The sequence below is a fragment of the Lysobacter sp. CA196 genome (genome assembly GCF_052078695.1).
GTDB lineage: Bacteria > Pseudomonadota > Gammaproteobacteria > Xanthomonadales > Xanthomonadaceae > Lysobacter.
In genome coordinates this window covers 79,855-93,958 of the sequence record NZ_JBQJIN010000014.1, presented here as the reverse complement: position 1 = coordinate 93,958, position 14,104 = coordinate 79,855, and the positions used below count along the sequence as shown (strand labels likewise).

The 14,104-nt window shown below is 67.4% G+C and carries 12 protein-coding genes; 4 read left to right on the top strand and 8 right to left on the bottom strand.

What is annotated here, in order from left to right:
* Positions 1-157: 157 nt before the first annotated feature.
* On the top strand, positions 158-4,246 hold the full coding sequence (locus tag ACTOWK_RS14130) for a beta strand repeat-containing protein (protein ID WP_441330762.1): 4,089 nt from the start codon (positions 158-160) through the stop codon (positions 4,244-4,246).
* Between the two features lie 36 nt (positions 4,247-4,282).
* Here the strand turns inward: ACTOWK_RS14130 and ACTOWK_RS14125 are convergent, their stop codons facing one another.
* From ACTOWK_RS14125 to wrbA, 6 genes are all read right to left on the bottom strand, one after another.
* Complete coding sequence (locus ACTOWK_RS14125) at positions 4,283-7,156, bottom strand: protein kinase domain-containing protein (protein ID WP_441330761.1); 2,874 nt, start codon at positions 7,154-7,156, stop codon at positions 4,283-4,285.
* Positions 7,157-7,171: 15 nt separating this feature from the next.
* Entirely contained in the window at positions 7,172-7,822 is a 651-nt protein-coding gene (locus tag ACTOWK_RS14120; protein WP_441330760.1) for an ECF-type sigma factor, read from the bottom strand.
* Between the two features lie 202 nt (positions 7,823-8,024).
* The gene (locus tag ACTOWK_RS14115; RefSeq protein ID WP_441330759.1) at positions 8,025-8,696 is read right to left on the bottom strand and encodes a hypothetical protein; all 672 of its coding nucleotides are present in this window, start codon (positions 8,694-8,696) and stop codon (positions 8,025-8,027) included.
* A 109-nt stretch (positions 8,697-8,805) separates the two neighbouring features.
* Positions 8,806-9,291, bottom strand: coding sequence for an asparaginase domain-containing protein (locus ACTOWK_RS14110; RefSeq protein WP_031373731.1), 486 nt, complete (start codon positions 9,289-9,291; stop codon positions 8,806-8,808).
* Positions 9,292-9,392: 101 nt separating this feature from the next.
* Positions 9,393-9,743 (bottom strand): DUF2069 domain-containing protein, encoded by a 351-nt coding sequence (locus ACTOWK_RS14105; protein WP_441330758.1) that lies wholly within the window; start codon positions 9,741-9,743, stop codon positions 9,393-9,395.
* Positions 9,740-10,333, bottom strand: a complete 594-nt coding sequence (gene wrbA / locus ACTOWK_RS14100) for an NAD(P)H:quinone oxidoreductase (RefSeq protein ID WP_441330757.1) — start codon at positions 10,331-10,333, stop codon at positions 9,740-9,742. The genes ACTOWK_RS14105 and wrbA overlap by 4 nt, the downstream gene beginning before the upstream one ends.
* Positions 10,334-10,594: 261 nt before the next feature.
* On the opposite strand from wrbA, the gene ACTOWK_RS14095 reads away from it, so the two are divergent.
* Genes ACTOWK_RS14095 through yccX form a run of 3 tightly spaced genes read left to right on the top strand, consistent with a single transcriptional unit; the run spans position 10,595 to position 12,755 of the window.
* Positions 10,595-11,866, top strand: coding sequence for a YihY family inner membrane protein (locus ACTOWK_RS14095; protein WP_441330756.1), 1,272 nt, complete (start codon positions 10,595-10,597; stop codon positions 11,864-11,866).
* Positions 11,863-12,489, top strand: coding sequence for a TlpA family protein disulfide reductase (locus ACTOWK_RS14090; protein WP_441330755.1), 627 nt, complete (start codon positions 11,863-11,865; stop codon positions 12,487-12,489). Before ACTOWK_RS14095 ends, ACTOWK_RS14090 begins: the two co-directional genes overlap by 4 nt.
* Positions 12,486-12,755 carry an acylphosphatase gene (gene yccX / locus ACTOWK_RS14085; protein ID WP_441330754.1) on the top strand — a complete coding sequence of 90 codons (270 nt, stop codon included), beginning with the start codon at positions 12,486-12,488 and terminating at the stop codon, positions 12,753-12,755. Before ACTOWK_RS14090 ends, yccX begins: the two co-directional genes overlap by 4 nt.
* A gap of 31 nt (positions 12,756-12,786) precedes the next feature.
* On the opposite strand, the gene ACTOWK_RS14080 is transcribed toward yccX, so the two are convergent.
* Both ACTOWK_RS14080 and ACTOWK_RS14075 read right to left on the bottom strand, forming a co-directional pair.
* Positions 12,787-13,596: a DUF2145 domain-containing protein gene (locus ACTOWK_RS14080; protein WP_441330753.1), complete on the bottom strand. Its 810-nt coding sequence runs from the start codon at positions 13,594-13,596 to the stop codon at positions 12,787-12,789.
* A gap of 53 nt (positions 13,597-13,649) precedes the next feature.
* Positions 13,650-14,072, bottom strand: coding sequence for a hypothetical protein (locus ACTOWK_RS14075; protein WP_441330752.1), 423 nt, complete (start codon positions 14,070-14,072; stop codon positions 13,650-13,652).
* Positions 14,073-14,104: the final 32 nt, after the last annotated feature.

Below are 14,104 nucleotides of genomic sequence, written 5' to 3'. Positions count from 1 at the left end.
TCTGAACCCGCTCCGACGGTTTTCGGCGGGCCTTTCTACTTTCCCTCTGAACAGCGCGCAGTCGAGGCGTGGCTTCCCGTGTCAGGGAGAGCCATCGCCTGGAGTGCGGGCCGATCGCTGCGGCGTTCGCAGCGATGCCACTCAGGGGAACAACACCATGAATTTGCGTACTTGGATCGCGGCGGCGCGCTGCCGGGCCGAGCGGGCGGCCGCATCCGGCGTCGGCGCCGAAGCGAGGCGGCTGCGCAAGTTCAGGATCGCTTGCCTGTGGCTGCTGGCGGCTTCGTCGTCGCTGTGGGCGGGCAGCGGTTTCGCTGCGACCTATACCGTCACCGGTCTGGGCGACACCGCCGGCAGTTGCTCGGGCGCCAGCCCAAATTTCAGCTGCACCACGCTGCGCGCGGCGATCACCGCGTCCAACCTGACCACCACCGTCGACGACAGCATCGTGTTCAGCGTCTCCGGCACCATCAATGTCGGTTCGATGCTGCCCGACGTCGCCGATACGCTGAACCTCAACGGCGGCGGCATCACCTTGAACGGCGGCGGAGGCGGGTTCACGGCGATCCGGTTTCTGGCGGGCGCGGGCAACAGCCAGCTGCGCAACATCGCCATTGCCAATTTCGCCCAGGTCGCGGTGAGCGCGAGCAATGTGGCCAATATGGTGATGAATGCCAATACGATCACCATGTCGGCTTCGTTCGACGCCATCCGCTGCTCGGACAGCGACAACTGCACGATTACCAATAACACCGTCACTGGCGTTGGCGCCTTCGCCATCAGCGTCTTCAATAACGCCGCCATCGTCGGCTACAACGCCACGGTCACCGGCAACGACGTCAGCGGCGTCAACATCGGTATCGCCCTGTCGGGCGTCATCAACGTGCTGGTCGATTCGAACGAGATCACCGGCACCAGCGGCGTGGGTATTCGTATGGTCGGCAGCAACGGCGATGTCACCAGCGGCAATACCCTGACCAACAACACGATCAGCGGAAACACCGGCACCGGCATCGTGCTGACCGGCGTCGCCGGCGGAACCGGCACCAACCAGACCAACGACAACCTGATCCAGGGCAACCTCATCACCGGCAACGGTGGCCCGGGCATCGCCTTGACCGGCAATGCCGACAGCAACGTCAACCAGAACACCATCACCGCCAACACCATCACCGGCAATTCGGGCGACGGCATCAGCATCAGCGGCGTCACCGCGACCAGCAACGCGATTTATGCCAATACCGACATCTCCGGCAACGGGGGGCTCGGCATCGACCTGATAGGCATCAATGGGGTCAACGCAAACGACGCCGGCGATGCCGATACCGGCGCCAATAGCTTGATGAACTTCCCGGTGGTGACGAGCATCGTCGGCACCACGGTCAAGTTCGTCCTCGACACCACCGCCAATGCCAACGGCTATCGCATCGATTTCTATCGCAACCCCAGTGGCCTGGATGCGACCGGCTTCGGCGAAGGCCAGGTGTGGCTGAGCAGTTGCCTCGTCGCCGCACCGAGCGCCAGCTTGCCGAGCAGTTGCACCGTCGCCGGCCTGGATGCGGCGTCGCTGAGCATGACCGCGACCCGCTGCCAGAACGCCGGTTGCGCGACTACAGCGACAACCTCGATCGGCTCGACCTCGGAGTTCAGCGGCCCGAGCAGCACCGACCTGCGCATCGGCAAGACCGATGGCCAGGCTCAGTACGGCACCAGCCAAACCCTGACTTACACCATCGTGGTCAGCAACGCCGGCACGACGACGGTCAGCGATGCGGTGTTCACCGATACGGCCGTGAGCGGTTTGTCGGTGACCGGCGTCAGCTGCGGCAGCGTCACCCTGAGTTCGCAGTGCCCGGTCGCCGCGAGCACCACGGTCGCCTTGATGCAGGGCGCGGGCATCGTGATTCCGCGGCTGACCGCCGGCGGCAGCGTGACCTTTACCGTGACCGCCACCGCGACCGCCAGTGGCGGCAGCCTGACCAATACTGCAGTTGTCGCTGTGCCGGTCGGTGTGAGCGAAAGCGCTGCTGCCGACAACACCGCCTCCGATACCGACGGCATGCAGCCGAGCTTCGGTACCTGCGATTCGCGCCTGTGGCTCGAGCAGTCGCCGGGTGCGCCGACGCCGACCACGCTGTATCAGATCGGCACCAACGCCAACCCACTGACCTTCAATGCCGTCGGCACGGCGGCGGCGGTGTACAACGCGGTCGGCTACAATCCGGCCGACAACTATCAGTACGGCCTGATCACCCCGACCACCAACACCTTGGTGCGGATCGGCTCGGACGGCGCCGCCGTCAGCCTGGGCACGGTCGGCGGTCTGCCGGCCGGGACTTACATCAGCGGCGCGTTCGGCACCGCCGGCAATATTCTTTACGTCAAGGACAACGTCGCCGCCGGCACCACGATGTATGCGATCAACGTGACGACGTTGACGGCGACGCCGATCGCGCTCAGTTCGGCGATCAACATCGCCGACTGGGCGTGGGTCGGTGGTTTGTTGTACGGCGTGACCAACAGCGGCCAGTTGCTGTCGGTCAATCCGACCAGCGGCGCCGTGACCAACATCGGACTGCCGAACGGTTTGCCTGTGGGCTTCTTCGGTGCGATGTACGGCGCGCCGAACGGCCTGTACGGTTCGGGCAATAGTCCGCCCAGCGGCTTCTACAAGTTCGACCTGGTCACCGGCACCGCCACCCTGATCAGCGGCGCGCCCGGTTCGACCTCCAACGACGGCTCCAATTGCCCAACCGCCAACATCACCTTCGGCGCCGACCTGCAGATCACCAAGACCAACACCCCCGGGGTCAACGGCAACGTCGACCAGACCAGCGACACCTATGCGCCGGGGCCTCGCAGTTATACGGTTACGGTGACCAATGCGGGCCCGTTCGGCGCCGCCAATGCGGTGTTCACCGACCCGGCGATCGCTGGTTTCACGGTCAGTTCGGTGACTTGCGCCAGCCCGACCGGCGGTGCGGCGTGCCCGACCGTAGCCAATACCACCGTCGCCCTGATGCAGGGCAGCGGCATCGTCATTCCGTCCTTGCCCTACAGCGGCGGAACTTCGAGCAGCGTGACCTTCACCATCGCCGGCACCATCGCCACGAGCGCGACCGGCAACCTCGCCAATACCGGCACGGTGGCCGCCGGACCCGGCACCGGCGACACCACGCCGGGCAACAACAGCGCGGTCGACAGCGACACCCTGGCGCAGGCGCAGCTGACCTTGCGCAAGGTCAGCTATGGCGGCGTGGGGACGTTCGATTTCACTATCGACCAAGGCTCGACCAGTGTGGTGGCCACACGCAGTCTGACCACAGCCACGGACGGTGCAGTCGTGACCGACAGCGTGCCGGTGCCGATGACCCCGGGGCAGACCTATCGCATCATCGAGAACACCGTGCTGTCGTCCGCACGGGCGTGGACGCTGACCGACTTCAGTTGCACCAATATCGCCGCCAACAAAGTCTTCAAGAACTCCGGCGACACTTACACCTTGCTCGGCGTGCCCGCCGGCGCCGACATCGTCTGCACGGTCACCGACCGTAAGTCGCCGACCTTCCAGATCCAGAAAACCTGGGTACGTGCCGCCCCGGGGGATCGGGTGGTGTTCGTCTGGTCGCGCACGGCCGGGCCGAACAGCGCCAGCGGCTACTCCGGCAATTTCCAGCCGGCCGCCGACGCCACCGGCAACAACACCTCGACCTCGGCGCCGACGGCGGTCTACATCGGCGATACGCTCAACCTGACCGCCGAGAGCTGGCTGACCCAGACCGGCACCTATACGACCTCCGACTACATTTGCACGCGTTCCAGCGATGGCACGACGTTCACCGTGCCGGCTTCCGGCGGAAGCTATCCGCTCACCGATGCCGACACCGGCGCCAATCTGCTGTGCAGCGTGACCAACACCCGGCGGGTGGCGGATCTGTCGATCACCAAGACCAATACACCCGCGGCCGGGGCGAACGACCAAGCCGGCGACAGCGTCGTCCGAGGCACCAACACGACGTACAGCATCGTCGCGAGCAATGCCGGCCCGGACGCGGCGGATGGGGCGGTGGTTCGCGATACGGTCGCGTCGGGGCTGATTTGCGCCACGGTGACTTGCAGCGCCAGTGGCGGCGCGGTGTGTCCGGGGACGGTGGATGTCGCGACCTTGCAGGGCAGCGGTCTGATCGTTCCCACCTTCCCGGCTAATAGCAGTCTTACTTTGCTGTTGACCTGCACCGTGCAATGAGGCACGACGGCCGACTCGATCCGCCTGGTCAGGTCGTTAGTCGGTGCGCGCGAGTTCGTCCAAGGCCTCGCGCGCCAGGCGGGCGGAGGCATGCTCCGGCCCGAGCCAGCGGGTGGCGGTATCGCGCATGCGGACCAGCAGGGCGCGGGTTCGATCGCGGTCGCCCTGTTGCGAGGCGATCTTGGCGCGCAGTTGGAAAATATTCGTCAGCGCGAAGCGGGCATGGACCTGGGGCAGGGCGGCTTCGACTTGTGGGGTCAGCGCGATCAGTTGCGCTTCGGCAGCCCGCAGATCGCCGAGGTTGTAGCTGACCGAGGCTCGCGAGAACGGAATCCGGAATCGCATGGTGTGCGATGCGCCGAAATAGCGCTTCGCATCCGTTTCGGCTTCGGCGAGCAGGCGCAGGGCCTGCGCTGCATCGTCGCCGCGGTTGCGGTCGGCCAAGGCGCGGGCGTAGTAGAGCTTGGGCGCGAACACCGGGGTCTTCTGTCGGTTCGCTTCGGCGATGACCGATGCGAGCTGTTGCATGCCTTCCGCTTTCAGCGATGTGGCCGCTTCGGCGGGCATGGACACCGGTTTGCGATGCAGCAACATCACACCGAGATCGGCTTCCGCGCGCAGCCTGAGTTCGTGCTTCGGGCCGTAAGAGGCGCGCGCGATCGATACGGCGCGCCGCATCTCGTCCAGATGCTCGGCGTAGCTGTTCTCGTCGAATAAATAAGTCTGGGTCGATACGCGCAGCGCTTCGGCGTACTCGGGATGCGATTCGCCATAGCTGGCGCGCAGGATCTCCATGCCGCGGGCGATCGATGCGCGGCAGTCCTCGGGCCGGTCGCCGATGCATTGACTGTCGGCCAGCACCACCCAGGCGCGGCCGGTGTCCGGGTGGCGTTCGCCCAGGCTGCGGCGGCGGTCGTCGAGCAGTTGCCTGGCGATGGCCTGCGCTTCGGCGTAGCGCTCTTGCACGGTCAGCACCCGCACCAGCCGTTCGCGGGCGAGATTGGCGAGCTGCGAGGGGTGGCCGGTCGACAGTGCGATCGCCCGGCGCAGATCGGCTTCGGCCGCGGACAGGTTCAATAAGCGCGTATGCCAGTGGCCACGCAGGGTCAGCAGTTCGACGTAAGGCGCGGGCTCGACGTCGAGGCGCTCGCGCGCCAGCGCCAGGGCGCGGTCGAGGCTGCGCTGGGCTTGCGCGTGTTCGACCAACTCCCATTCGCTGCGGGCGATTTCGGTCAGCAAGCGCAGACGGGTGGCGCGGTTCGCATCGTCGTCGGGCAGCGCCTGCAGGGCTTGCCGTGCCACCTCGCGCGCTTGGGGATGGCGCGCCTGCAGATTCAACAGCGAGGCCAACGTGGCCTGGGTTTCGGCCGAGGCGGCATCGTCGCGGTCGCGCACCCGCGAGGCTTCGCCGGCCAGGCGGGTGGCGTCGGAGTAATCGCCGATCACCGCGTGGCTGCGCGCCAGCGAGGTCAGGGCGCCGGCGAACACACGCGGTTGCTCGTCCAGATCGAGTGTGCGCATTTTCATCTCGACCTTGCGCAACAGTTCGGTCGACGAGAACGGCGTATCGCCAAGGCCGGACAAGGTCGCCGTGCCCAAGGTGTCTTCGAACAAACGGTTGACCGCGAGCGCGGCTTCGGTTTCGCGCTGAGCGCGCTGCGCCTGCCACAGGGTCGCGCCGATGCCCACCGCGGCCGTCGCTACGATGGCTGCGGTCAGACCCAGGGCCAGGCGATGGCGGCGCAGGAACAGGCGGGCGCGATAGAGCCGGGCGCCGTCGCGCGCATCGACCGGGCGCTGCTGCGACCAGCGTTTCAGGTCTTCGGCGAGCGCCTGCGCGCTGGCATAGCGTCGACGCGGATCGGCTTGGGTGCAACGCTCGACGATCGCATCCAGACCTCCGGCCAGGCGCCGGGCCAGGGCGCGGTTGTCGGACAAGCCGCGGCTTTCGGCCACGCCCGGCGGCGCCGCGATGGCCGCCTGCACCAGGCCATCGTCTGCAGGCGATGAGCGCATCCATCGGCTGGCCTGAGTGAGCAGCGATTGGCAGGGACTGCTGCCGGCCAACAGCCGGCGCATGACCATGCCGAAGGAATACAGATCGGAAGCGACGCTGGGCGGCGTGCCCTGGAAGACGATCTCCGGAGCGGTATAGCCGGGCGTCAGCGCGATCGGCATCGAGGCCGCTTCGCTATGCGCGCTCAGCGGCGAGGACAGGCCGAAGTCGAGCAACTGCACCCGGCCTTCGGCGGTCACCAGCAGGTTGGAAGGTTTCAGGTCCTGGTGCAGCACGCCTTCGGCATGCGCGTAAGCGAGCGCATCGCAGGCTTGTCCCAGCACGGCGACGCGTTCTTCGAGAGTCTTGCGGTAGCGGTCGCACCATTCGTCGATCGGCAGGCCTTCGACGTATTGCAGGGCGAACCAGGGATGGCCGTCGTGGTCGAGCCCGCCATCGAGCAGGGCGGTGATGTTGGGATGCTGGAGCCGCGCCAGGTGATTGCGTTCGGTCAGCACCGCTTCCACCAGACGCGGCGAGGCCAGTTCCACGCGTGCGCATTTCAGGGCGACGCGTTGCAGGTATTGCCGGTCGTCGCGCTGGGCCTCGTAGACGATGCCCATGCCGCCGGCGCCGATCTTGCGCACGATCCGCCACGGCCCCAGACGCGTGCCGATGCGTTCGTCGCCTTCGGTATCGGAGCCGGGCGCGGTGTCGTCGTGCGCGTTAGCCGGCAGGTGCAGCGGTTCGTCGAGCGGATGCGCGATCGCATCGGCCGCAATCATCGCGGACAGCAGCGTATGCGCCTGCGGATCGTCGTGGCGTATCTCGGCGAGGAAACCGGGGCGCTGGCGCGCGTCCAGATCCATGAACGCCCGAAACAGCGACAGCACGCGGGCATCGACGGAGGGCATGAGCGAGGACAGGGCTCAGGCGAGCGGCGGATCGGGCAGCGGGACCGCGCCGAGGTGGGCGATCAGATAACTGCGCGCGGTCCGCCATTCGCGCCGGATGCGTTCTTCGCTGACCTCGAACAGCGCGCCGATCTCCCGGTCGGACAAACCGCCGAAGTAGCGCAACTCGACCACCGAGACCAGGCGCTTGTCGATCTTGCCCAGGTGTTCGAGCAACTGATCCATCAGCACCAGTTCCTCCATGCGCGCGGTCTCGCCGGTCTTGAAGTCTTCGTCGATGTCGACGAATTCGACGCCGCGGCCGCGTTTGCTCGCGACCGCTTTCTTGGTTTCGTCGAGGATGGCGTAGCGCATGGCGCGGGCGATCAAGGCGATCAGATGAAAGCGGCTCTCCGCGGTGGAGGCGGCGCCGGCCATCTTCAGCCAGGCCTCGCTGATCAACGAAGTCGGCGACAGCGAGGCCGACGACGGCGAGGGCTGGCGGCCGCGCTGGCGCAGCTCGGAACGCGCGAGCCGGTGCAGGTCCTGGTAGATGCGTGCGTAGATCAGGTTCCAGGCGTCGCTGCGCCCTTGCCGCGCCTGTTGGATCAGGACGGTGACGGATTCGACCGTGGCGTCGGGCAAGACCCACGAGGCCGGGATTGGAGGCGGCGAGGCGATGAGCATGGCTCCGGACTCCATTGACCATTCAATAGTGACGAAAGTCACAAAAAATGACCATGTTCCGGGTCGCCTGCGCGACGAGTGGCGGCCCGGTACCGACCGGCGCGCCGGATGGGCGCAATTCGGCCCAGCCAGGCCCTGCTGTCCGCGCTGGACCGTCCGTGCCGGGCCGTCCGCTCTGGACGTCTGCGCTTGGAGCCGCGCCTCAGCGCGTGCAGCTCTCGCTGGTGTCGAGGGTGCCGCGTTCGCTGATGCGCCAATGGGTGACCGTGCCGAGCGCGTCGGTCTCGAAGGTCAGCTGGCTGTGCCTGGCCTGCGGTGCGGCCACCTCGATGAAGGCCGAGCCCTCGAAGTTCGGGTTGGCGACCTGTTGGGTCTGGCCGGCATAGGTCTGGTTGATCTCGGCGATGCTCATGCCGATGCGGCCGCCGCCCGGGGCGATGGCCTTGGCGTCGTAGACGTCGATGCCGGCGAGCTTGTCGCCGGCCATGAGGAAGCCGTACTGGTGGGTGACTGCGCCGCGCACCGGGTAGAGCAGGTGACAGGTCGCGTCCGGGCGCTGGTCGCGGTTGTCTTTCATCTCGCCGCCCCAGGCTTGGCGGACGCTCGCGCTGTCGGCGCCGAACTTCGCGCTGACGGTGCCGGCTCGATCGCTGCCGTTGAAGCCGTCGTAGCCGATCGCATCGCTGCGCAGCACGCGTTCCGGCGGCAATAGAGGATTGGCGGGCGATGCGGCGGGGGCCGGGCCGGTGTCGCTCTTGGCCGTCGGCATGGAATCGGCCTGGGTAGAATCGGTCTGGGTAGGATCGGCACTGCCGGCAGGTTTTTGACAAGCCGACAGTGCCAACACCGTCAAGGCCAGGACGAGTACGCGCATCGCGATCACCATTGCTATCGAGCAGCCCCCGATCCTAATACATAGATCGGGAGCGCCGCAGTGCAACAGGACCGCAGCGCAGCAAGGTTGCGTCGGCGCGGGGCTTCGCTCAGATCGCTTCGAAGCGGTTCGCGTCGACGTTCTTGCGCACCTTGCTCGGGTCCCAGATGCGGCCGTTCATGGCGATGTAGACGCCCGGCGGCAGCGACTGCACCGCGCCGACCGCGGTGCCGATGTTGAACTCGGCATCGGAGCCGCGGAAACGCGCCGGATTCAGCGCGCCGGTCATGACGATGGTCTTGTTCGGAATCGTCGCCAGCACCTTGGCCGTCTCGACCATGCTGTCGGTGCCGTGGGTGACCAGCACGTGCTGCGCGTCCTGCGCGGCGATCGCGGCGCGGATCAGTTCGCGGTCGCCGGCGTTGATGTGCAGCGAGTCCTTGCGGATGATCGGGATCACGCTGTAGCGGAAAGCCACGCCGAGCTCGTCGAGGATGCGGCCGATCTGCGGTTCGCCGATCTGGTAGTCCGACTTGTCGTCGAAGTAGATCTTGTCGATCGTGCCGCCGGTGGTGACGATGCAGAGCTGGTCCATCGTGGGTAAGGTCGCGAGGTCGGGGAGGCGGAGATTATAGGCCCAGCGCCGCGGCCGGGCCGGTTCGTACCCTGCCTGGACAGGACATCGCAGGCCTTGGCTCAGGATTTCCGGCCGAACCGCGCCTGGATGCCGGGCAGGTTGGCGGCGAACACGACGGTCACCGCCAGGGCCAGTTCGAGCCAGCCCTGCAGGCGTTCCGGCGGCCGCGACCAGGCCACCATCACCCCGTGGCTGAACCAGCCCAGCGCCAATACCCCGGCCCAGTAGGCGGCGTGGCGGTTTTGCCGCCACACGCCGATCGCGAGCAGCAGCGGCGGCAGCACGAACACGATCAAGGTCGCGGCCAGATGCCGCGGCGACAGCATCCAGGCCGCATACAGCGCGCTCAAGCCCAGCAAGGCCAGCAGCAGGACCAGATTGGAGCGAGGGCGCGGCGTGGCGGCGCTCACCGGCTCACCTTGGCGACCAGTTCGGCGACACGGCGGCCGAGCGCGCGCGCCAGCACCGCTTCGTCGTCGCTGAGCTGCGGGTCGTCCTGGGTGCCGGCGACGTGGCTCGCGCCGTAGGGACTGCCGCCGCCGCGGGTGGTGCTGAGCACCGGTTCGGTATAGGGAATGCCGACGATCACGCAGCCGTGGTGGAGCAGCGGCACCATCATCGTCAGCAGGGTCGATTCCTGGCCGCCGTGCTGGCTCGCGGTCGAGGTGAACACGCCGGCCGGCTTGCCGACCAGCGCGCCGCTGGCCCATTCGGCGCCGAGCCCGTCGAGCCAGTGCTTGACCGGTGCGGCCATGTTGCCGAACCGGGTCGGGCTGCCGAGCACGAGCCCGGCGCATTCGGCCAGGTCGCGGGCTTCGACGTAGGGCGCGCCGTCCTCGGGCACCGGCGGCGCCGCGGTCTGGGTGATCGCCGCCACCGGCGGCACGCTGCGCACGCGCGCGGCGATGCCGTCGACTTCGCCGATCCCGCGCGCGATCTGCCGCGCCAGCCGCGCCACCGATCCGCCGCGGCTGTAATAGAGCACCAGAACTTCGGTCATCGATCTCTCCTGTAGACGGCAAGGATAGAGGATGGGGGGAGGGCGGTTAGTTTTTTGGGGGGCGAGGGTGCTTAAATCGGGGGAGTGGGCGGGGCGCTTGGTTTTGCCCCCTCGCGCAAGAGGGGCTTCGCTTCGACGCGCCTGCCGCCGGCCGATCCTGATGATCCCGAGCCATGGGCTGCACAGGTTTCCTGAGCCCGGCGAACCTCAGCCGAACCCCGCCCATGCCCCCGTGACACGCCATCGGTTACCCTGCGCCGGATGGAACCTTTGGACTCGATCTATCGCTGGAGCGACCGGGTGCGCGATCGCGCTCGCGCCGGGACGTTCTTCCGTTTCCTGGCTCGCCGCTTTCTCGACGACAACCTGTTCCAGGCCGCGGGCGCGCTGTCCTACACCACCGTGTTCGCGCTGGTGCCGCTGTCGATGGTGGTGTTCGGGGTGCTGTCGGCGTTCCCGATGTTCGGCGAATGGAGCGACCGCCTCAGCGACTACATCTTCTCCAACTTCGTGCCTTCGGCGGCGCGCTCGGTGGAGAGTTATCTCAAGCAGTTCTCGGCCAACGCCGGTCAGTTGACCACCGCGGGTGTGATCGCCCTGGTGGTCTCGCTGTTGATCACCCTCAACGGCGTCGAGTCGGCGTTCAACCGGATCTGGCGCATCCATTCGCCGCGCCCGCGCCTGGGCCGCTTCCTGGTCTATTGGACGGTGCTGACGCTCGGCGCCTTGATCGCCGCGGCGAGCCTGGCGATCTCGGCGCGCTTCTTCGCCATGGACGTGTTCTCGACCCAGCCCGGACGCTGGCTCGAAAGCCTGTTGCTGCGGGTCGCGCCGATGCTGCTGGAATGGCTGGCCTTCGCCGCGATCTATCGGGTGGTGCCGCACCGCACGATCAAGTGGCGGCACGCGGTCGCCGGCGCCTTCCTGGCGATGCTGCTGTTCGAGACCATCAAGGGCGGCATCGGCCTGTACCTGGGCAATTTCGGCTCCTACTCGAAGATCTACGGCACCCTGGCGTTCGTGCCGATCTTCTTGCTGTGGATCTATCTGAGCTGGATCGCGGTATTGCTGGGCGCGTCGCTGGCGTCGTCGATCTCGGCCTTCCGCTACCAGCCCGCCTCGATGCGCCTGCCGCTCGGTTTCGAGATGTACGGCCTGCTGCGCCTGCTCGCCCGTTTCAACGAAGCGCGCAAGCGCGGCCGTGGCTTGCATATCGACGATATCCAGCAATTGGAGCCGATGCTGACCGATTCGCTGGTCCAGCAGATGCTCGAGCAACTCGGCGAGATCAGCGTGGTGCGCCGCGCCGAGAACGGCGAGTGGCTGCTCGCGCGCGATCTCGACGAACTCACGCTCGGCGAGTTGTACGAAGCCTGCAACCTGCGCATCCCGATCGCCGAGGCGATGTTGCCCTGTCGCGACGACTCGCTGGGCCAGTCCGCGGTCGCGGCGATGGACGAACTGCGTGTGCCCCTGCGCGCGCTGATGAAACGACGCGTGTCCAGCATTCACGCCGAAGAGGAAGGAACATGATCCCGAGACATCCGAAGTCCGCCCCGGCGCTCGCCGTCGCCGTGCTGTTGCTCGGCGCCTGCCAGCAGCCGCAGACGCCGGCCGCCGACGGCAAGCCGGCGGCAACGAGCGACGCCAAGCCTGCGCCGGCTCCGGTCGCGGACGCCACGCCGGCCGATGCCAAGCCCGCCGATGCGCCACTCGCCGATGCCGCCACCGACACGCCCGAACTGCGCATCGCGACCATCGACGGCAAGACCTACGACCTCGGCGAGCGCCGCGGCCGTTGGGTGGTGGTGAATTTCTGGGCGACCTGGTGCGCGCCCTGCATCAAGGAAATGCCCGAACTGTCGGCGCTGGACACCATGCGCGACCACATCGAAGTGGTCGGCCTGGCCTACGAGGACATCGAACTCGCCGACATGCAGGCCTTCCTCAAGAAGCACCCGGTGTCGTATCCGATCGCGATCGTCGACGTGGCCGATCCGCCGAAAGCCTTCGATACGCCGCGCGGCTTGCCGATGACCTATCTGATCGGGCCCGACGGCAAGGTCGCGGAGAAATTCCTCGGCCCGGTCGACGCCAAGAAGATCGAGGCCGCCATCGCCAAGGCTTCGGCCCAGGTCGCCGTGCCGAAGGCATGAGCGCGGCGCGTTTCTTCGTGGCCGGCAAGGTCCAGGGCGTGTGGTTCCGCGCCTCGACCCGCGAGCAGGCGCTCGCCCTGGAGTTGCGTGGTTACGCCAACAATCTCGCCGACGGTACGGTCGAAGTGCTGGCGGTCGGCGACGAGGCCGCTGTGGCGCGCCTGGCCGAATGGCTCGGCCACGGCCCGGCGCAGGCGCGCGTCGATCGCGTGATGCGCGAGCCGGCGCGCGAGGACGAAGCCGGCGACGGGTTCGTCTGCGGTTGAGCTGCGTCGGCCGGAGGCCGGCCGGGTGGAATTACAAGGCGCCCGGCAACGCCATCAAGCGTCCGTTGCGCCATTCGCGCTGCGCGCTGATGTGTCCGCCGCGCGCCAGGTACTCGACGATCGAACGTACCGTCACCACCGGGTAGTCGCCGGCGAGGCGGGTGCCGATCGGGTGATCACCGAAGGCGACGTTGGCCGTGAACAAACCGCCGAGCACGCGCTTGGAATAGGGGATCTGCACGCGATCCGGGCGAAAGCCGTCGCCGAGCGCGGCGCGATAGGCGTCGCGGCGATTGGCGGTCGCCGATGCGTCGGCCAGGGTCGCGGCGAACAATTCCAGCACCCATGCGGTCGAGTTCTGGTAGTCGGCGCTGCCGGGGCGTGCGATCAGGTTGTAGTGCGGCTGATGCAGGTTGCGGCTCGGCAGGCTGCGCAGGCGCATAGCGAGGCGCTCGGCCTGAGCCGGTTGCAGCCAGACGATGCGCGCGTCCTGGTTGACCAGGTCGTCGGCGAAGAAATTCACCAGGCCCTGGGTGTACAGGCCGGAGCGGTCGCTGCCGCATTCGTTGAGCAGATGCACCGCGGTCCAGCGGCCGGCGGCATGGTCGCGCACGACGAAGCCGACATGGCTGTAGACCAGGCCCTGCGCCGACAGGTCGGTGCCGACGCGGGCGACCAGCGCGGCAGGTGCGTCGCGCTGTTCGAGCGCTGCGGCGACGGTCAGCGCGGTCTGCGCCGCGGCGGCCAGTTTCTCTGGGGTGACGGTCTGGTTCTCGCAGCGAGTGCCTGCACGTCCCTGTGCAGGCAACACTCCCAGGACCACCACCGCCCACGCGACCATGAGCTTCCTGCAGGCCGCGAATAGGTATGAAGCTTGCGCCGGACCGCGGGCGCTCATGCGTCGATCCGCTCGCTGTGCATCAGCGTGCGGGCGGGTTCGTTGGGGATGAAGCAGAACGGGTTGCCGTCGGCACCGCTGAGTAACCAACCGCCGGCGACCGCCGACACCGTCAGCGCCTGGCCGACCCTGAGGCCGAGTTGCTTGACCGCCTGTGCCGACAACACCACCGCGAACGAGGTACCGAAGCCGACCGCCGAGACCGTCAGCGTCACGCCCTTGGCACTGGCCTCGACGCCGGCGACCGAGAATTTCGCTCCGGCCGAGAGAGCGTGGGTCGCGGCCACCGGCACTTCGACCGAAGCGTTGAGGCTGAGCTCGGACTGGTGGCTGAGGCCGTCGGACTGCACCGCCGCAAAGGCCGGCGTCCCTGCCAGCAGGCCAGCGGCGGCCGAAACGGACAGCGCGAGGGGAAACATGCGGTTCGCAATCCTTGGCATCTCGCACCGTC